Genomic DNA, 17,830 nt, shown 5'->3' with positions numbered 1-17,830 from the left:
GCCACCGGTTTTGCCCCGGTTACTCTAATGTTTTCTAAGCCTTTGAAAAATAAGTAAAAAAGAGGTGTGGCTGGGGAACCTGGATTCGAACCAGGACTAACGGAGTCAGAGTCCGTCCGCAGATATTGAAATCACTATGATTTAGTGCGGCATGTCGCTACCGTGTCGCTATCAACCCAAAAGGGAGGCAGTCGCGGCGTTCATAGCGGACGCATCATCGCCCTTCGGGAACAAATGGCCATAGGTATCGAGCGTCACCACGATTGACGAATGACCCATTCGCTCCTGTACGACCTTCGCCGGTAAGCCAAAGCCGCCATCCTCCGGTCTGTTGATGCACCACGACGCATAAAAGTGACGGAGCGCATGCAGTCCTGTGTACTTAGCTTCCATGATAGGCTCGCCGTCCGCATCCGTCTCGCCAGTCGCAGCGACTACACCAGCCGCCTCTAGGGCAGGGTGCAGCCAGCGCTTGACGATGTTGGCATGCCATTCGATGTTGCCTTCCGTATTTGGGAACACAAGGTCGAGATCGCCCTTCGGGCAGGCCGCCCGCCAATCACGAAGCGCCGTCACCAACTGCTCGTCAATAGGAATTGTGCGCCGGCCCTTCTTGGATTTTGGGGATCCAATTGCCTGATATGCGTCGGCACGCTGGCGAACCGTGATTTCGGCCTTGGCGAGGTCAACGTCAGACCAGCGCAAACCGCGAAGTTCGCTAGCGCGCATGCCGGTGAGGACCGCGGTCATGAGGAACACGCGCACGCGGCCCTCTGCGTGGTCTAGGATAGCTCGAACTTCCTGCGGGGTCGGAATATCAACGCCGACCTGCAGTTGTCCCTTGTGGCGCTCCTTGGCCTTCGCGCGCCCCTTCTTATTGCGGCTCATTTCCTTGACCGCGTTCAGCACCACCAGCCCGCGTTCTTGGGCGTCGCTCAAGATGGCGCCGAGGCTTATCCTGACATTGCGCAGCATCGCATCCGAGCGGCCTTGCTCCCGAAGGGTGTCCATGAACTGCCGAACGAAAGGGACCGTAACCTCGGTGAGCTTCCGCTTCCCGATGAAGGGTACGATGTGAAGATTGAGGTGTTGTGTGTACTGGTTGATGGTCGAGCGTTCGAATCCGTCGCAACTTTTCAGCCAGAACTTTCCTGCTTCAGCGATCGTCACCGTTTCCCTATCCGCTACATGGACGTGACCGTTGACCTCAATCCTGGTTTTAGCTTCGAAGGCTTGAGCATCCTTCTTCTTGGCGAACGTCTTGATATGACGCTTCCCGGTTTGCGTATAGTAATCAATGATGTAGGCAGATTTCACCTCACCACTTTTCGTGGTCCAGGTTCGTTCGCGCAATGACATCGGGAAGCCCTCCAAAAGGAATGGCAACCGATAGCATGACTAACGGACTAATAGCAACATGGAATACGCGCAACGCAGGTAATCCGCGTCCCTATATTGACATCGTAGGCGAAAACGACTATAAGTTGTAACAAGTCGGCGCTTGCCGCCGCGACTCGCTTCTCCCGCCAAATTGAACGGCGGCCCCAACCCCAGTCTTTCACATTCAATCTTTGAACGCGCTTCGGCGTGTGTGGATTTCCGCGCCTCATGGGCGTTGGTTACAACGGGGAATTTCATGACAACAAACGACAACTCACCACTTGCCGTCGATATCCTGCGCGGCGCCGACGCGATTGCAAAACACTTGGGCTTCCCGCGGCGGGCAATCTACCACCTCGTAAGCAAGGGCGGCCTGCCGCACTTCCGGCTAGGCGAGACCGTTTGCGCTCGCAAGAGCACTTTGTCTGCGTGGATCGAAGAGCAGGAGAGGGCGGCAGCATGACCAAGTCCCTTTCAGAGATGACCTGGCTGGATGGCAATCCAGCCAAGGGCAGCCGTCGGCTACATCTCGACCAACTTCGCGCCGACTGAAAGGTGCACCTTCACCTCCGGATCATCGAGCAGTTCATCAATGGTGCGCGGATCGGGGGCGGGGAGGTCTTCAGCTTCGCAATAGTCAAGCCGATCAGCAACGGCGCCAAAAGCATCCCGAAGGGCGTCAGCCGCTGTCGGCCCGACGGCGACGAAGCTAGGGACATCGGGGAACCAGACGCGCCATGAACCTGTGTGGCCATTGATGAGTGGGACGTATCGCGTCGCTCGCATGCCCTCTTCATCTATCGCCGTACGAAAGCCATGACAAATCAAAGAGCCGCGCTCAGCGGCCAAAAAACTGCCGCCCTCGGGCGTATCTAGAAACGGGAACCACCAACTTGCACATTTTGAACATCAAACCCGAGCCACCTGGCATCGGGAACGTCATCGCGCGCTTCGACGTCGCGCTGACTGACGAATTGCGCCTCTTCGGCCTGCGTCTCACCCAACGCACGGCTGGCGGCTACGCGGTGTATGCGCCTAATGCGATGGGACGCCGCTGCGCGACGTTCTCGGAAAAACTTGTTCAAGAAATCGCCAGCGCCGCGATGGCTGCGCTTATGGAGCCGATGCCGCATGACCGCAGCGCAGCCTGAAGCAGATAACCCGTACAAAGTTGGCGACCGTGTGCATCACGCCGCTTGGCAAGCCGGGACAGTCGAGGAGATCAAGGGAAACCGCACTTACGTCGGTTTCGACAGGGGCGTCGGGAAATTCATTCATTGGGAATTTCTTCGCTCCGGGCCGCCTAAGGCCAGCAACGACAACGCCCTCCCTCTAATCAACCCGGCAGACTGGCACGGCAAGCCGGTTCCACCGCGGGAATGGTGGGCAGAGGGCTTGGTGCCAATGCGGCAGGTAACGTTGCTGTCCGGCGACGGTGGCGTCGGCAAATCATTGCTGGCGTTGCAGGTTGCCGCGGCGGGAGCGCTTCAGTGCGAAACGCTTGACCTTTGCCCACTCCCTGGCCGAGTCATTTACCTTGGCGCGGAGGACGAATCTGCCGAATTCCATCGACGCCTCGCCGACATAGTATGGGCGCAACAACGGAAGCTTTCCGACCTCGATGATTTTCGCCTCCTACCCATGGCGGATGCGGACGCTCTGCTCTCCGTTCCGAACAGGGGCCGGTCAGATGGAGCCGACTCCACTTTGGCATGCCTTCGCCACTGAAGCGCTTGCGTTCCGACCGCGCCTTATTGTGCTCGATACGGCAGCCGACCTGTACGGAGGCGATGAAATAAAACGCGGCCAGGTTCGGCAATTCATCGGGATGCTGCGGAAGCTCGCGATTGAGATTGACTGCGCAATCGTGCTCCTAGCGCACCCCTCAGTCCAAGGCATGCAATCAGGAACCGGCCTTTCCGGCTCTACCGGCTGGGGCAATTCCGTACGCTCCAGATTGTATCTCACCGCCGACAAGGACGATGCAAACCTACGCGTCCTGACCAACAAAAAGGCGAACTACGGAAAGGTCGGTGGCGAGCTTCGGTTCCGCTATCTCGAAGGCGCCTTTGTGCTCGATGACGGCAAACCCTCGCCAGTCGCATGGCTACTGAATAAGCAAGCGGATGAAACCTATGTGGATCTGTTGTCCAAGCTCAACCATCAGGGACAGCGCCTCAGCCCTAGCCCTAGCCAGACTTACGCACCGAAGATCATGGCTGCGCACGCGGAAGCCAACGGTCTGACAAAGCGCCAGCTTGCCGATGCGCAGCAGCGCCTCCTCGACAAAGGAACCGTCAAGATAGTCGAGGAAGGATCTCCGTCACGTCGATACCGGCGCCTATTGGTGGCTTCGGAAATGTATGGGGAGGTGCCTTCGAACTAGGCTTCGAACTACCTTCGAACTCCTTCGAACTATGTGCTTCGCACACCCCCTTATACCCCCTGCGAGTGCGAAGGTTCGCACACGGGTTCGAGCCCGTGCGAACCTCGTCACTCTAAACCAAAGAAACGAGGAGAGAACATGAAAGCAATTTCCAATGACCGCATTTGCTATCGATTCATACGATGCCGAATTCGAGGCCTTCAAGACTGACGGCACGTCGACATGGAAGCCGTGCCAGGTAGTTGGCGCAACGATTAAGGCGGACGGCGAGCCGGCCTATGTGATTGAGACGACCGGTGGCCTGCAGTGTCTTCTCGTTGTCGATTACGTCCGCAAGCCGGAGCCGTACTTTCCGCGGAGGCGGTCAGCATAAGGAAGCAGCATGAACACAGCCCGCACTATCACCATTGGCGCCGAAACGGTACAGGTACGCCGCATCAGTTGGGCCGAGTTTTATCGCCTGCGGCCCGACCTGCGGCCGGCGAACGACAATGAGCGGATCAAGGAATGAGGCGGGCGGCATAGCACCTAAGCCGGTTCGCCGAGAAAACAAGCGAACGGCAGTTTGTTCCGACCGGTTACGGAGCGATGTTGCCGCCCATTGGGGTGTGGTGCATGGTGGCGCAAATGGGAGGGGGTAAAATGCGTCTTTGGGTTGTTTCAGTCGCCTGCCTAATGATCGCGTCACCATCACACGCGGAAGACGATATATCCGGACAGGCAGAGACCATCTGGTCTGCCTTTCATTGCGCTGCCCTCGCTACGTGGATGGATGACAGTCCTGCACGTGAGCGACTGTTTGGTATTGCCCTTCGTGAGGGGAGGAAGTTCTATAAGGCAATGCAAGATGGACGATCGCTGCCGCTGGACTTGATGCTTAGCTTGCCATCCCCCATCGTGGACTCCTCAATCGGTGTGGTTTCGCCCGATTTTAGCCTTGGTCAAGTTTGGACAGGTGCTGTGAACGAGGCTCGGCGAAGCATCGGGCAAAAGCACTTTGCTTCGGATGGTTCACGTAAGATCGCCGCTGCGAGTTTATACGAACAGAATGATTGCTTGCTAGTCCATTGAATAAAACCACATCGCTAAATGCTCTACCGTCTCGCGCTTTGCGAAAACGGACTGCCCGGCCTAGCCGGTTCACCCATCCTGGCGAAGGGAAGTTGCCGACCCGACCCTGGCGGTACATAGTTCCTCGGTTCGATTAGGGAGGCTAAATTTTGGAAACTAAGAAAGCCATCGGTCAGCGAGGTTCATGGTTTGCGAAGGTCGACGGCACACCGCTTCCCTGCATCCATAAGTACTGGCTGAAGGGGCTGAGATATCACGACCGATATCGCCGCCACGAAAACGCCAGCACGGTAAAAATTGAAGAATTGGTCGATGCGATTAGGAGCGGCGGCAAAGTTATTCTGACCGATGACGACGCCTCGCTCAATGCATCTGGTGAGGTCATTGGCTTCGATCGCACCAAATACATAGCCATCTACGCTGTGACGGCTGTGGAGTACGACAAGGACAATGGTCTGAGACTGAATCTATCGGAGCGTTTAGCCCATCTGGAATAACCATTGATTTTGTCGGAATCAAAACCTGTCTTTTTTGCCCCTCAACCGTATATAGCCCTAGACCTTCGCCGCTTTGGCGATGATGAAGACCGGCCAGGCCGGAACCGGCGCTAAGGCGCCACCTTTCCCGAGACACCCATGACAACATCGCGCACCATCACCATTGGCGACGGCACCGTTCAAACTCGTCGCCTCAGTTGGAAAGAGTTCTACACGCTGCGGCCGGACTTGAAGCCGGACAACGACAATGTATCCGGTGGGGCAGTTAACGCCCCACCGGGCGTGTCGCTTAGTCCTATCTGCCAGATGCCACAGCGTACTCGATAGTCAGTGATGCACCTTTGCCCTTGGGAGGCGCAGATATCACGCGGTCACCGTCGCCTTTGCGGGCATACATCACTTCGCAGCAGATCGGCATGCGATGATTTCGACCGGGATAACCACCAACTGACCGATGGAGATTTCCCGAATTCACGCTGACACTCTTCGCTCCTCGATCTGCTGCGTGGGCAAGCATTTCGGTAAGTGCTGTTTCGAACTGTTCTCTAAACATTGGTAACTCCATTTTGTCTCTACGTCGCTAATTGAGGAGATCCTAAATGCCGCGTCTATGTTCATTCGTAAGTTACCCAGTACGATTTCTGTAACTGTTGTTGCGGGAATACAACAATAGTTTGCTTCTACCGTCCCGCACATCGCGGAAACGGACTACCCGGCCCAGCCGGTTCACACCCTTCTGGCGAAGGGTCAATAATGGGAACACCAAATGTCGAACATCGATCGGACTCCGCTCGCCGCTAACGACAATCGCCGCGGCCCTACCGCTTGGCCGCTACGAGAGCAATACAATCGCGGAGAGCTTGGAATTAGCGAAGTCGAGAACAGGCGCCACTTCTTTGCCGCCACTCGATTTCGGCGAGATCATGAGACGGCCGGCACATATCGCGACGACAGGGCTGATGAAGACTGGCGAGAGCTACTTCTCGAGGCGACGCACTTGGCAGGTTTTGTGCCCATAGGGGAGAACGGCAACACCCTGGTTTTTGATGAAGAGGCTGACGCGTGGAAGGATGGCGGCGAGATTATTTCCGACGTTGTCGACAATGGCGGCTTCAACGTCTTCCGAGACCTCCCTTACGCGGCTGGGTCAATTCATGCGCGGCAGGTGATTGCCCTGGCCGCCGACGTGCTCGGCACATGCTACCCCATCGTTGTTGCCGCGGCCTGCCGGAACTGGACGCTGCTACAGTTGGGCGAAACCGAAGCCGAGATAGGATCCCCTCCAGCGACTCTGCGCTCGATCGGCAAGGGCCTGTTGCGGGTAGCGCTCCGCGAACTCTCTGCGTTCTATGTAAAGATGGACCGCGCTGAAGCCGGCGAGACCGCGCTGAAGCCGACTTGGCCTCTAGTCGGCACGCCGGCCTGGCTCTTTGCGGACATGCCCACTCCTGCTTGGCGACGAGATCAGACGCAGCCTGCTTGGACTGAAGGTGGCGTCTTCGCTTTCGAACGTGATCTGGCCGCATAGCATCAACGCCATGCCGGCGAGATGGGGTACAATAAGATATAGACATTCGTTAGCGAGCGCGTTCCCCGCCTGCTGACGGCCGGTCAGCGTCGCCAGCGCGCCGGCAACCCGCCATTGTGGAAGTACCACATGCGGGACTAACCGAGCTGCCGCCCTCAAGGGCGGTGGCTCTTTTTTTAACCTCCAAAAATCGGATTACAAAAAATGAATACGCCCAAGGTTTTGGCGCGGGACGTCGTTGACGTCTTCGCCGAACATCTAGGCCTGCCTAAGTCATTCACGCGGCAGGTCATCCAAAGCTTGAAAGTTGCCGAACGTATTGCGTCAGCACGGCCCGTCGCGCCGCCTGTCACGCCGCGAGCCATTGCTAGGATCGCTCTTGCGCTTACCGCTCCAAGCATTCGCAAGGCCGTGGAAACGGAGAAGGCTCTAGGCTCGCTCAACTACCGAGCTGGCGAAGGCCAGTTGACCCCGGAAGACGAAATCACCGACCTCATCGAGTCGAGCGTTGGTTGGCGCTACCGGAGCGATTTCGATATGCGCGACGGTACCATCCTAGTCGCGCACAACGAACAAGCCGCGTGGATCGGGGAGAGTCGCTATGCAGCGAGAGAAACCAAGACCGACGGTCTCAGCAAGTTCACGAAGATCAAATTCTCGGCACTCGCCTCTATTGCGCGCGAACTGCTGCCCGACGAACGCGGAGTCGCATAATGGCTAATATCAATCCTGAGAAGCCGGTGCCGACCCCGGAAGACGTGAGCGCCGAACTGCGCACGTTGTACCAGCGTCAGAACAACATGACGGCCGAGTCGAAGGCGATCGACGAAGAGCAACGCGCCCTCGCTCGCGAGGACGCGTCTGTTAGACGCGACGAGGACCGTAAGCACCAGATCGACGCACTGATCCGCGGCTCATCGTACGAACCGCCTGCGGCAACCCGCGAGAAAATGGCCTCGCTCGCCAAGCGCCGCGACCTGCTGAACGAGGCCCAGCGCGAAATTGCTGAACTCATTCGGCAGGAACGGATCAAGGCGAGCCAGCTCGTCGTAGCCGAATTCAAGCCCGAACAGGCCGCCCTGGCGAAGGAATTTTTCCAACATCTTGCTAAGGCGATCGCCGTTCATTCGCGTTTCGGCAAGATGAAGCGGAGGCTGGAGTGCGCCGGAGTCGATACGGGCGGGCTGCCGGATTTCGGACTTAGCCTGCTTGGTCACCCCAACAGCCGGACGGATCACGCTGCATACGCGCTACGGTATGGCCTTAGATTCAACCACATCAAAAAGGCCGATGTGCCGGAAGGATACCTCGAGTGACCGCGATCGAAACAACGCATGCCCTCGAATATGAGGCCGACCAGTACGACGTGAAAGTGCCAGAAAAACTAACTGACGCAAAAACCGGCGAGAAGATCGTAGCCGCCCTTCGCAAATGGAATAAACGCAATGACCGAGCGGCGTGACGTAAAATTCGCGCCATCTGACATCAACTCGCAGACCGGCGTTTTCAGCGGCTATGGCGCCGTCTTCGGCAATCTCGATAGCCACGCGGACATCATCATGCATGGGGCCTTCAAAGCATCCCTTGCCGAATGGCGTGCCCGCGGACGCTTGCCAAAGATGATGTTAATGCATGGGTCCAACGGCAACCCGTTTACGGGCGATGATCTGCCGATCGGCGTTTTTCACACCATGCGTGAGGACGCAAAAGGTTTGTTTGTCGAGGGCCGCCTGCTTGCCATCGAAACGGATTACGGCAGGCGGATCCTATCGTTGATGAAGGGTGGCGCCTTAGATGGCCTATCGATCGGCTTCCGCGTTAAACGCTCCTCGCCAGGCCGCGGCACGACGAAGAGATGGTTGGAGGAAATCGACCTCAAGGAAGTCAGCCTGGTTGACGACCCCAGCAACGACCTTGCCCGTGTGTCGACCGTGAAGGAGTCGGCATTCGCGGCTTCTATGGACGACGCCTACGCCAAGATGCAGGCAGCGCTGCGCTCGTTGTCGGCTGCAGAAGCGGCGCCATCACCTGATGCGGAGTTAGGCAAGCTGGCTGCGCAGTTGCGGTCGTATACGCGCTAACCCTCGCGCGCGCTTGCGCGCACGCGCGAGCAAAACTTGAGTTAGCGATAGCGCTGTGCTTGGCGACCGGTCCTGCAGTTGAAGCCGCCGGGGATGTGACCGCCCCCCTGGTAGGGGGTAAGGCAAAAGGTGCCGCAATCGGTTTTGCCACACCGCATCGCCCCCACTTCGCACATTTTTCCAATTGAAAATATGGGGGTCTGCTATGGCTATTCCTCTGTCCCGACGTTTCCTTTTGTGAGAATACTTGCTCAAAGATTGATTCCGTTGGATACAAAGATGGCTACCATCGATCCTATTGGTGACAAATTCTATCGGCCGCTAGTTCAGTTTGATCAAGCGTCGGGTTGGATCTTCGTATTAATTGGGGCGCTATCGATCGCCGTGATAGCCATTGATCCCACAAAGGCACCTAGGTTACACGAGGTGGTCCAAGCGGCTTATATCAGTTTAGTGGTAGTTGTCCTTGTGGTAGGTATTGTTGCGCAACTTTATCTTTCACCCAGAGCAGAGGATGCGCGACGCAGGCAAATACTGTCCCATGCGTTTTCAACGAATCTTACTCACACTTCATCACCGGGATACTACAATAACGAACAGGAGAATCCGCTTAGGCGACTCGCCGCAAATGTAGCGGAAAGCAGTTTCTTTACGTCTGAAATATCGAAAATAATGCTTCGATCCCTACGCGCGCAAGTGATGGCTTATGTTATCCTATTCGTTGTTGTTGCATCTATTCGGGAGTTTGCCATTGGATATGTGGCTGCTGCTGCGACCATTGTCTTTGGCGAGCAAATCGCCATGCGATACCTGCGTCTGGAGTGGCTGCGGCAAAGAAGCGAGAACGTTCACGGCAGAATTAAACAGATGTTTCAGACTGCGGCTGAGGGGAGCACACCGGCGCTGGAGGCGAGCATCATCTACGAATTTGCAGAATACGAGGCCAGTAAGGCCCATGCCTCGGTCAGCCTCTCTGGACGAGTTTTTAAAGCCAACGGCGAGCGACTGTCGAACGAATGGGAGGAGATAAAGGCCTCGTTGAAGCTCTGAAACTATTCGATGGTGACATGATACGGATCGCTCTGCGCCACTAGGACATCGTCGGACATTCTGATTACGAATGCCTCGGCAATATGCACTCCTCGATACTCGAGCGCCTCCCATCGACGGTTGCCGCGCTGAGGAACTTCGAAACCTCCGCGGCCTTTTCCGAGCGCCATCGCAATCGCGCCGGTGTTGGTTATGCGCCACTGCACCCGATGTCCATCTGGAATCGAACGCCCATCTCTCAGCTTGACATCAAACCACAGGCCGCCGCGGGGCCGAAGTATCTGGCCGCTACGCACTGGAGTGCCGTTGATACCGTCTTTGCTCGTGTGGAATATTGAGACAACCGAAATCGGAAATGACCACGTTGATGCCCGCGGCCAGGGCGGCAACCGCATGTGAGGTGGCTTGTTGAAAATATTGGGCAGGATCGAAGTGCCGTATTCCCTAATTGTTTCGACCAGATCGTCCAAATGGGCGGCCGAAGACCTAAGCAAACTGTGGACAGAGAACGCATCTTCTGAGAGGAATGACTTGGCTACAATCTCAGAGCTCTTTGCGAAGTCATTACCAAACACTTTCCGCCACAACGTGATGCTGTCCGCGCGATCGGGTGAGTCGAAGGCAGCGTCAATCCACTCTCGATATTTGTGTACGAAGTTACGAAAGTTTGTATACTGATCGTCAGTCCAAGTTGCGGCGAAATCCTCGCCCCAAAGGTAGGGATTGACGATTTTAGGCTTTTTACTGTACCCCTGCAAGAAATCGTCAAGCCTGCCAATAATTGTTTTTAAAGCCGTCGGAGTATCTGCAAAAAGTTCACTGTCTTTGTCAAGCGTATCAATTTGCCTGCCAAGCAACGTCGTAAGAAGCACCGACGAGCATGTGAATGTAGTCTTGATGTCGCGAAGATATTTTATAAGCCGCGTGACTTTTCTAAACGAGTTCGATCGAGAGATAGAGTTTCTCTCTACGAGCCAATCCGTAAACTTAACCGGTTCCGTTCGAACGAATTCGTTTGTTTTACCGTTGCATACTTCCAATAGACCGTCGCCATTGCGCCCCCTTACGCAAGGCGCAATATCCACTTTTCGTTCGCCACTGTATGTGACGGTAACGCAATAGTCCCATTTCTTTGAAATTTTACTATAGGTAGCACTATCGCCGAAAATCTTGGATAAGGTGGTAACGTAATCGGAGGCACTCCACCCTTGGACGTGGTCGACAATTACAAGCAAGTCAGCGTCAAATTCGCCCTGATCTACTGGTTTTATTATGGTGTCATGTGCCCACGAGCCGTGCTCAAAAAACGAACGATTTCTGGGTGTCCATTCGCTTTGCCTAATAAAGTTTTTGATCGCATCAATACTGCTGTCCAGCAGGCCGATACGTGTGCTGTTTAAGTTTACCGTATCTGTCAAAAAGGACTTGAAATAGCTTGATAACTTCATCTTAGTCCCAATCAAACGTCATAAAAAATAGTTACCTCCCCTATCAGAATGTAGCACCTCCGAGTAGGTGCTTTCAGACAGCTCCACAGGAATCTCAATGACCCTTGATTTCGTAACCGCCACATTTGGGCGGACGATTCCTCACGTTCAAAATTGACCGGCAAGATTTGCCGCTATTCGAAGCCTATGCCGCCAGCACGCTGAGACGCATGGCGCCAAGCGATACTGGGCTGCTGGACAGCTACTTCAAAGGATGCGCTCCACATGTGCGGCGCACACTTAGCTCCAACCCTGTGGCGCAATATGCGGCCCTTGCCACCAAAGACCCGCAAGCCGGCGACGTCGGGCTTGCGGTGGTGAGGGGCAGGCTTTGCGCTGCCATTTGCACTGGTCAGGGTTGGTTTTCGCGTGACGACCGCGGCTTTGTGGCTGCGCCGCTTAATGCGGTGTGGAAGGCGTGGCGGGTGGCTTGACGACTGTTGGAATATATTCCTAATTGTATACTTGAGAAAGTACGGGAAAATGTCCTATGATTCGAGCCGCCAGGCCGGCAAGATTGAAGTGTACGAGAAACGCGGCGCCTGGGTCCCCGAAGGGCTGACGGCGCGCGAAATTATTGAGGGCGCGAAGGTTTTGGAACAAGACTTCGAAGTGCCTCCGTATGTCTCGCGAGCAATGGTCTCTGCGGTGCTTCAGCGCCTTATTCTGGGAGAGATTCTTTGAAGGTCTTTATACTTTGGTGAAGGACTTCCATTCGCTCGGCCAGCTGCCGCATTTGACTGAAGTTGTATGCGTACGGAGGTGGCTTCCGAAGCTCATGGTCCCATCCTTTTGCATATAGATGCGGCAAGATTACATACTGATGCGCCTTCAATTTATCTATAACCAACGGGGTATTTTGAAAGAACGTGACATTCTTCGCATCGAGTATAAGACCGTGAACTACCTCATTTCTTCTATCAGAAAATCCAATTGAGGCCTTGATTAAGCGATCGAATTCTCCCTCCTTTTGTTGGTCGCAGATGCGGACAAAATATTTCTCGGCAAAGCGGGCGATGACTGCTGTCCTTTCTCGAAAGATGCGACCTTTGCCGTACTCTTTGAAGGGATAGAGCGTGCCGCCACAAAAATGGCTGCAAAGGATGCCGAGTTCGTATTCAACGGATTCCCACTCACTGACGACGAGGCCAATACCGAGTGCAATTTGTTTCCATATCGGTTCTGCAGTTGGTGGCAGCGGCAAAGGATCCCAAGGATTGACCATGTCAGACACCCATGAAAAAGCCGATGAGAAGGCTTTCAACGAGACGCTGAAGCGGATGCTCAAAACGCCCCCAAAGGCGCACGATAGCGACAAGGCTGAAATGAGTCAGGACAAAAAGGAAAGAGCGAAGCCTGCTAAAGCTTCGCTTTCGCCTTCCTCTTCCTCAAAGCCATAAGCCTTCGCGCTTTTGCTTAAGCGTGATCGGCTTCACCAATGCGCCGCTCATAGGCGCTTGGTGGGGACGCTCCCAATCGGCGCCCCGCGACAAGCGCCTATGAGTGGCGGTTAACCTCATCGAGTCAACCTTTCGACCGTCTCAATGATCGCTTTCGCCAGCGCTTCGCCTTCGTGCACCGGCTCTGGGCCGTAAAGCAGTAGGACGGCTTCTTCGCTCGGCAACACGCCAGCGGGGCAGGTCTCTTCAATAGCCATGCGCACCAGTTGAAGGGCTGCCCATGCGTTGCGGTCTTTTGCGGAATTCTATCGGATGCGATCGCGGAGCTTCTCGGCAAAATCCTGTGCTGGCTTGCCCATGTGATCCTCCTGGCTGCGCCGAACCAATGGGCAACGTAGGCTAGCCGGTTTAGGTTGCGCCATACTAGCTGACGCCGTGCACAGTGAGCGGAGCCACGCCGATTTTGATAGCGAGCCCTTATCCAACACAGGAACTTCCACGGGTGCACGCCATGACGGACTGACCCGACCGATCGTCGCCGAGTTCCTTACTTGGAACATAAGTGAAGGCAGAAACATTGTTGGCCGGATGGACAAGAACGATGGCGACAATCCTCCTGAACGGTTTCCGGGCAACCTGCTTCCAGTGATCCAAGCCGATATCGCAAAAAGAATGTCGAGAGAGACCGACGGTAAAGGGCCGGACGGTTTGGTGGTCACGGAGGCGTGGCGGGATCGCAATCTGGTTGAGGAATGGGAAGAAGCTGACGCCGTCCTCGACAGCCAGCCGTCCGTGCTTCCGTTCCTGGTTCTGTATGTGCTCTCGATGTTGGGCTTGGCATGGTACGCCCTCGCTGGCAGGTATTTTCTATAGCGCCTTGAGTTCCCCTTACCCACGGCGAAGGTGTGAAGGTCTCGGCCCGGAATCACGTTCAGTTCACTCTGGCTAATATAAGCGGGCCGCCTAGAATCAAATAAGTGCGTAAAATTGTAAGTACCGGCGTCGGCCGGCTCGAGTTCATCCCGCCGATGATACCGACCTTGGTAGCAAAGCCGCCCCAAGGCGATGATTGGATGCATGAAGCCAAATTCGACGGCTACCGCTCCCAGATCATCATCGACGCCGGCGGCGCGCGGATTTTCACCCGCCGCGGTCTCGATTGGACTGCCAAATACCGCGATCTAGCTGCGGCGGCGCGAACGCTGGACGTCGAGAACGCTATCCTCGATGGCGAAGTTGTCGTCTTGAATTAGGCTGGTCTTTCGGATTTTGCCGCGCTGCGCAAGGCAATCACCAGGCGCCAGCACGACCTCTATTTCGTCGCATTCGATCTGCTGCATCTCAATTGCCACGACTTGCGCGACATGGCGCTTGAGGATCGGCGGGAAATCCTGGCTGGCCTCATAGGCTCCGACAGCCGCATCCAGTTCAGCGAGACCATGCCAGGCGAGGCTAATGCGATCTATCACCTAATCGACGCGGCCGGTCTGGAGGGGATGGTATCGAAGCGTCGAGACAGCAAATATCGCAGCGGCCCGACCACCAATGGCTGAAAACCAAGTCCTTCACCGAAAGCGAGTTTGAACTTCTCGGCATCGAACGCGAGCGGGGTAAGCCGGCATTCGTACTCATGGCAGAACCGGGCACTCGCAGGTATGTCGGCAGTGCGTTTGTGAGCGTCAATCGCGAGATGCGGGAGCGGCTGTGGAAGCGTGTCCAGGAACATGCCGGGCCACCGCCCAAGGACATGCCAAAGCGGCCGGCAACGCAGTGGGTCAAGCCGGGTATCAAGGCCCGTGTGAAACACCTCAGGGGCGAGGAGGACCTTCGCCACGCCTCGCTGCAGGATTTTTGGGATGAGGAATAGAGCGCACGCTCAGTCCTTTGCATCGCCACCGTCTTGCACAAGAGCCATCGTTTTCATCTGCCGGGCTTTCTAACTCGGCCAATTGCCGGTCGGCCATTTCTTTGGCGAGGCCCACCAGGGCATCGACATCTTGCATCTGGTCCACGTGACCGCCATTGGCGACGCGTTTCCGAATCTTCTTCAGTTGGTCAGAGGTTTGTCGCAGCGTTTCGTCCATAGACGGCTTCTTGGCCACGCCTGCCTCCTGCATCTTAACCCTCGTGACGAGCAACGTTCCGGCCCGAAAACTTTTTACGGCAAAAGTCGACATTCAATTCACCCGTTTTTAATCCGGGCCATGAAGTCCGCCCCATCCGTTGCGCAAGGTCGAGCGGCCCAGCGGCTTGCGGTGGGGGGAGACCGCTGGGCCTGACCGGCTGTCGTTTTGGGGAAGCGGTCGCCGGCTGGGCAGTTATAGGCTCTCCATGCGTGGTTGCTAATTTAGTAAAATTGTCATGTTCCGTTCCCCTGGCCGTCAAATCGGATGAGCCTGGAGTCGACTTCATGCCTAAAACGGGTGTGATAGTCGGCGTCGGCGAGGTGTGGCCTGCTACTTGCTATTGCCTTGACGGAGTGAGGATTAAATTCCTATCCTGTCCTCATCGAAGGAGAACAGGGATGCCACGCTACCGCCGCCGCGAAACGATTTCCGAATACCACCTCGCCAAAATCGAGCGACAGGCGACGCTACTGCAGCGTGAATTGCGGGACGCGCAGTTGGCGCTGAAACCGTTTCGCGAGCATTGGGAGGCGGTCGACCGGCTGCATGGGGATCTGAAGCGGGCGCTCAATTTGCTGAACGGCAGGCCAGCCGATTGGGAGCGCCCGCATGCGGCGCCGATGTCGAGGGGCTGAGGGAGGGGACTTATTGCTCGGCCGGGAAGCCACTTGGCCAGGTCGCGTTTGTCGAAGACTGCACGCTAACCGCGCGTCCCAGCTTTCGGATCATCCGGCGCACTGTCCGATGGGCTTGCAAGCAACCTCCGATCGCGTCCCACCAGCAACTTCTTTTTTCTTGCGAGCAGTTTGTTGGGGTTTCCCATAGCAGCCGCGGGGCCATGCTTTGCGGCGATCGCGTAGTCGGCTCTGTTCGTTCGATAGTCTTCGTTTTGCACAGACATGATTTTACCTCCCGATACAGATTAACGCGCCACAACAGTAAGCAGTTCCTCAGAACGCATATGAACAATGGCGAGGTGCGATAATTCAATCTACTACCATGTCACGCAACGGCTTTTTTCGCTTCGGCGGCCTGTACTTCTCGACCAGCCTGACCTTGTCGATGACGACCGTCACCAGCGGTCCCATGGCGAGTGTGACCTTGCCGGCTTCCTCGTCTATGCGCGTGATCTCGCCGGTAAGCTCGATCTGCTGGCCTCGCTTGACCTTAGATGAATCCCGGATTGAGTGCGGGAAATTGTAGCTTGGGAGAGAGACGCTTACGACATCCTCGGTAACCCGCCTCCGGACTGTGGCAGTGATTGCAACCACGTCCCCAATACCTATTGCCCGCGCCATGGAATTGAGTCTGGAGCGGGCTGCGCATTATTCAAGATGTTGCTAATGTATGCTTGCCTCACGCCCGGCCCGCCCGAATTTACAAGCACAATCAGCAAGTAGGCGTTTTCGCATACCGAAGCTTGACTTTTAAGGCGAAAACGCCTAACGATTTCAAATAGTTACGAGACGTTGCGCTTGCATCCGTTTTGATTCTCGGCCATGCTTTCTTACAGGGGAAGGGGCACATGGGTCGACGCGGCGGCGGACCAGACCTTGGCCGGGGTGGCATAGCTATGTCCAAGGTCGAGACCTAAAAGCTTGCCGGCGATTTCCAAGTCGCCTCACACCCCCGGCTGCCGGTGCCTCTTTCCGGCTTGGCTTTGTGAGAGCCGCAACCTGGAGACTTGCAATGAACGTCCACGTAAATGCTGCCAGCATCGACGCCGACTGGCAATTTGAGATCGGCGACTGGATTACTCACGTAAGCCAGCCAATGCCGTCGCTTGTTATGGGACGGCAAAGAGCCGGCCGACTGGGTGAGGTTTATGGCGTGCGGTCCTTTGCCGTGGAGGATCCGAACAGAGACCGAATGATCTTGGGTATCAGCCTGAAGCCGATTGATGACGCTGCAAAGGCCATCTGTCTCGCGCATATGTCAGGCATCGCCTAATCGTAACCCGCCAGAACTTTTCCTAGAAGCCCCGCCTTGTGCGGGGTTTTTCATCTGAACTCAGTAGTCAATCCTGTCCAGATGATCTGCCGCGAAAATCGCACTCCATTTGTGTTTTGCATTGTCGTGGGCGCTTTCTTGGTGCTCGTGTGGCCAGTTGTTCAAGCCGCTTGTCATCAAACTAGTTTCCCCGGCGAGCTGCCCAACAATCTCAACCAGCGCCTCCAACTCGCCAAAGGTGACGAACTTATCGACCTCTCCCCAACTGATGTGGGCAATTGCGGAGTTGCGGAAACTCTGAAGTCGACCGAGCGCGGACCAGTTGATCCGTGCGTACTCGTTCTTGAAGCGATGGATAGAGAGTTCGCATGTTCGATTTGCATCTTGGGTCTTCGATGAATCGCTCGTTCCAAAGTACGCTGCGGCTAGATCCGAAGCGGCGGCATCGGTCTTGAGGAAGCGATTAACAGATTGAAGCGATATGGCGCTTCCTCGATCGATCGTTGCGAATATCCGGACCATGCAAAGCATCGCTGAGGTCATGCGCAATTCGTCAGCATGCAGGACTATGGGTGCGAATTTGTCTGGAGCCTCGGCGATAGCTGCGTTGATGCCGGAATATAGACCGAACGAATGTGCTCCCATCGACGCCCATTCGTTAAGCTTGGGGGCCATCTCGATCACTTCGCCAATCAATGGAGTGCGCTGTTCGGGTTTGGCTGACATTTCCTCACACGCCATGTTGCTATCCATGTTGCTATTCGCAGCCTCCGCTCATTACCACGTCTTACAAATCAAGGGCTTATGTTGCTACCTGTTTCAAGGGTAGCAACATGGTTTTGAGTGGTTTAGGGTAACCGGGGCAAAACCGGTG

General features: G+C 55.8%; 25 protein-coding genes and 1 pseudogene. 19 read left to right on the top strand and 7 right to left on the bottom strand.

Annotated features, from left to right (window positions below; all coding sequences use genetic code 11):
- Positions 1-171: 171 nt before the first annotated feature.
- The gene (locus NMG80_RS35520; protein WP_254022458.1) at positions 172-1,359 is read right to left on the bottom strand and encodes a tyrosine-type recombinase/integrase; all 1,188 of its coding nucleotides are present in this window, start codon (positions 1,357-1,359) and stop codon (positions 172-174) included.
- A 277-nt stretch (positions 1,360-1,636) separates the two neighbouring features.
- Here NMG80_RS35520 and NMG80_RS35515 point away from each other — a divergent pair, with 277 nt between their 5' ends.
- Positions 1,637-1,843 (top strand): excisionase family DNA-binding protein, encoded by a 207-nt coding sequence (locus NMG80_RS35515; protein ID WP_254022457.1) that lies wholly within the window; start codon positions 1,637-1,639, stop codon positions 1,841-1,843.
- A 59-nt stretch (positions 1,844-1,902) separates the two neighbouring features.
- Here the strand turns inward: NMG80_RS35515 and NMG80_RS35510 are convergent, their stop codons facing one another.
- Complete coding sequence (locus NMG80_RS35510) at positions 1,903-2,229, bottom strand: type II toxin-antitoxin system HicB family antitoxin (RefSeq protein WP_254022456.1); 327 nt, start codon at positions 2,227-2,229, stop codon at positions 1,903-1,905.
- Positions 2,230-2,273: 44 nt separating this feature from the next.
- On the opposite strand from NMG80_RS35510, the gene NMG80_RS35505 reads away from it, so the two are divergent.
- The 12 genes from NMG80_RS35505 to NMG80_RS35455 all read left to right on the top strand — a co-directional run bounded on the left by NMG80_RS35505 (position 2,274) and on the right by NMG80_RS35455 (position 9,993).
- Positions 2,274-2,531: a hypothetical protein gene (locus tag NMG80_RS35505; protein WP_254022455.1), complete on the top strand. Its 258-nt coding sequence runs from the start codon at positions 2,274-2,276 to the stop codon at positions 2,529-2,531.
- Complete coding sequence (locus NMG80_RS35500; RefSeq protein ID WP_254022454.1) at positions 2,512-3,108, top strand: AAA family ATPase; 597 nt, start codon at positions 2,512-2,514, stop codon at positions 3,106-3,108. The genes NMG80_RS35505 and NMG80_RS35500 overlap by 20 nt, the downstream gene beginning before the upstream one ends.
- Complete coding sequence (locus tag NMG80_RS35495) at positions 3,071-3,766, top strand: AAA family ATPase (protein ID WP_254022453.1); 696 nt, start codon at positions 3,071-3,073, stop codon at positions 3,764-3,766. The genes NMG80_RS35500 and NMG80_RS35495 overlap by 38 nt, the downstream gene beginning before the upstream one ends.
- Positions 3,767-4,148: 382 nt before the next feature.
- On the top strand, positions 4,149-4,277 hold the full coding sequence (locus tag NMG80_RS37130) for a hypothetical protein (RefSeq protein WP_301943416.1): 129 nt from the start codon (positions 4,149-4,151) through the stop codon (positions 4,275-4,277).
- Positions 4,278-4,408: 131 nt separating this feature from the next.
- A complete protein-coding gene (locus NMG80_RS35490) occupies positions 4,409-4,837 on the top strand; it encodes a hypothetical protein (RefSeq protein ID WP_254022452.1) in 429 nt (142 codons plus the stop codon).
- A gap of 149 nt (positions 4,838-4,986) precedes the next feature.
- Positions 4,987-5,334 carry a hypothetical protein gene (locus tag NMG80_RS35485; RefSeq protein WP_254022451.1) on the top strand — a complete coding sequence of 116 codons (348 nt, stop codon included), beginning with the start codon at positions 4,987-4,989 and terminating at the stop codon, positions 5,332-5,334.
- A 766-nt stretch (positions 5,335-6,100) separates the two neighbouring features.
- A complete protein-coding gene (locus NMG80_RS35480; RefSeq protein ID WP_254022450.1) occupies positions 6,101-6,862 on the top strand; it encodes a hypothetical protein in 762 nt (253 codons plus the stop codon).
- A 204-nt stretch (positions 6,863-7,066) separates the two neighbouring features.
- Positions 7,067-7,576, top strand: a complete 510-nt coding sequence (locus NMG80_RS35475) for a hypothetical protein (RefSeq protein WP_254022449.1) — start codon at positions 7,067-7,069, stop codon at positions 7,574-7,576.
- Positions 7,576-8,178, top strand: a complete 603-nt coding sequence (locus tag NMG80_RS35470) for a hypothetical protein (protein ID WP_254022448.1) — start codon at positions 7,576-7,578, stop codon at positions 8,176-8,178. The genes NMG80_RS35475 and NMG80_RS35470 overlap by 1 nt, the downstream gene beginning before the upstream one ends.
- Positions 8,175-8,324 carry a hypothetical protein gene (locus tag NMG80_RS35465; protein WP_254022447.1) on the top strand — a complete coding sequence of 50 codons (150 nt, stop codon included), beginning with the start codon at positions 8,175-8,177 and terminating at the stop codon, positions 8,322-8,324. Before NMG80_RS35470 ends, NMG80_RS35465 begins: the two co-directional genes overlap by 4 nt.
- A complete protein-coding gene (locus NMG80_RS35460) occupies positions 8,308-8,943 on the top strand; it encodes an HK97 family phage prohead protease (protein WP_254022446.1) in 636 nt (211 codons plus the stop codon). The genes NMG80_RS35465 and NMG80_RS35460 overlap by 17 nt, the downstream gene beginning before the upstream one ends.
- A 279-nt stretch (positions 8,944-9,222) precedes the next feature.
- Entirely contained in the window at positions 9,223-9,993 is a 771-nt protein-coding gene (locus tag NMG80_RS35455) for a hypothetical protein (protein WP_254022445.1), read from the top strand.
- A gap of 2 nt (positions 9,994-9,995) precedes the next feature.
- Here the strand turns inward: NMG80_RS35455 and NMG80_RS35450 are convergent, their stop codons facing one another.
- Positions 9,996-11,441 (bottom strand): SMODS domain-containing nucleotidyltransferase, encoded by a 1,446-nt coding sequence (locus NMG80_RS35450; protein WP_254022444.1) that lies wholly within the window; start codon positions 11,439-11,441, stop codon positions 9,996-9,998.
- A 522-nt stretch (positions 11,442-11,963) separates the two neighbouring features.
- On the opposite strand from NMG80_RS35450, the gene NMG80_RS35445 reads away from it, so the two are divergent.
- Positions 11,964-12,164, top strand: a complete 201-nt coding sequence (locus tag NMG80_RS35445) for a hypothetical protein (RefSeq protein WP_254022443.1) — start codon at positions 11,964-11,966, stop codon at positions 12,162-12,164.
- Here the strand turns inward: NMG80_RS35445 and NMG80_RS35440 are convergent.
- A complete protein-coding gene (locus NMG80_RS35440) occupies positions 12,142-12,705 on the bottom strand; it encodes a hypothetical protein (protein ID WP_254022442.1) in 564 nt (187 codons plus the stop codon). The genes NMG80_RS35445 and NMG80_RS35440 overlap by 23 nt on opposite strands.
- On the opposite strand from NMG80_RS35440, the gene NMG80_RS35435 reads away from it, so the two are divergent.
- From NMG80_RS35435 to NMG80_RS35425, 3 genes and pseudogenes are all read left to right on the top strand, one after another.
- A complete protein-coding gene (locus tag NMG80_RS35435; RefSeq protein ID WP_254022441.1) occupies positions 12,704-12,880 on the top strand; it encodes a hypothetical protein in 177 nt (58 codons plus the stop codon). The two genes, NMG80_RS35440 and NMG80_RS35435, sit on opposite strands and share 2 nt — an antisense overlap.
- A gap of 588 nt (positions 12,881-13,468) precedes the next feature.
- Complete coding sequence (locus tag NMG80_RS35430) at positions 13,469-13,753, top strand: hypothetical protein (RefSeq protein ID WP_254022440.1); 285 nt, start codon at positions 13,469-13,471, stop codon at positions 13,751-13,753.
- 155 nt (positions 13,754-13,908) lie between these two features.
- Positions 13,909-14,747: pseudogene (locus tag NMG80_RS35425) on the top strand (ATP-dependent DNA ligase).
- Here the strand turns inward: NMG80_RS35425 and NMG80_RS35420 are convergent.
- Complete coding sequence (locus NMG80_RS35420) at positions 14,689-15,057, bottom strand: hypothetical protein (RefSeq protein WP_254022439.1); 369 nt, start codon at positions 15,055-15,057, stop codon at positions 14,689-14,691. The pseudogene NMG80_RS35425 and the gene NMG80_RS35420 sit on opposite strands and share 59 nt — an antisense overlap.
- Before the next feature lie 347 nt (positions 15,058-15,404).
- Here NMG80_RS35420 and NMG80_RS35415 point away from each other — a divergent pair, with 347 nt between their 5' ends.
- Complete coding sequence (locus tag NMG80_RS35415; protein WP_254022438.1) at positions 15,405-15,641, top strand: hypothetical protein; 237 nt, start codon at positions 15,405-15,407, stop codon at positions 15,639-15,641.
- Positions 15,642-15,992: 351 nt separating this feature from the next.
- Here NMG80_RS35415 and NMG80_RS35410 read toward each other — a convergent pair whose 3' ends face one another.
- Positions 15,993-16,277, bottom strand: a complete 285-nt coding sequence (locus NMG80_RS35410; protein WP_367186060.1) for a hypothetical protein — start codon at positions 16,275-16,277, stop codon at positions 15,993-15,995.
- A gap of 418 nt (positions 16,278-16,695) precedes the next feature.
- Between NMG80_RS35410 and NMG80_RS35405 the strand changes: the two genes are divergently transcribed.
- Positions 16,696-16,956, top strand: a complete 261-nt coding sequence (locus NMG80_RS35405) for a hypothetical protein (RefSeq protein ID WP_254022436.1) — start codon at positions 16,696-16,698, stop codon at positions 16,954-16,956.
- A 60-nt stretch (positions 16,957-17,016) separates the two neighbouring features.
- On the opposite strand, the gene NMG80_RS35400 is transcribed toward NMG80_RS35405, so the two are convergent.
- A complete protein-coding gene (locus NMG80_RS35400) occupies positions 17,017-17,709 on the bottom strand; it encodes a hypothetical protein (protein ID WP_254022435.1) in 693 nt (230 codons plus the stop codon).
- Positions 17,710-17,830 lie beyond the last annotated feature (121 nt).

This window comes from Mesorhizobium escarrei (genome assembly GCF_935825525.1).
In the GTDB taxonomy this organism is placed as follows: Bacteria; Pseudomonadota; Alphaproteobacteria; order Rhizobiales; family Rhizobiaceae; genus Mesorhizobium; species Mesorhizobium escarrei.
The sequence above is the reverse complement of the archived record's forward strand: the minus strand, read 5'-3'. Positions and strand labels throughout refer to the sequence as shown.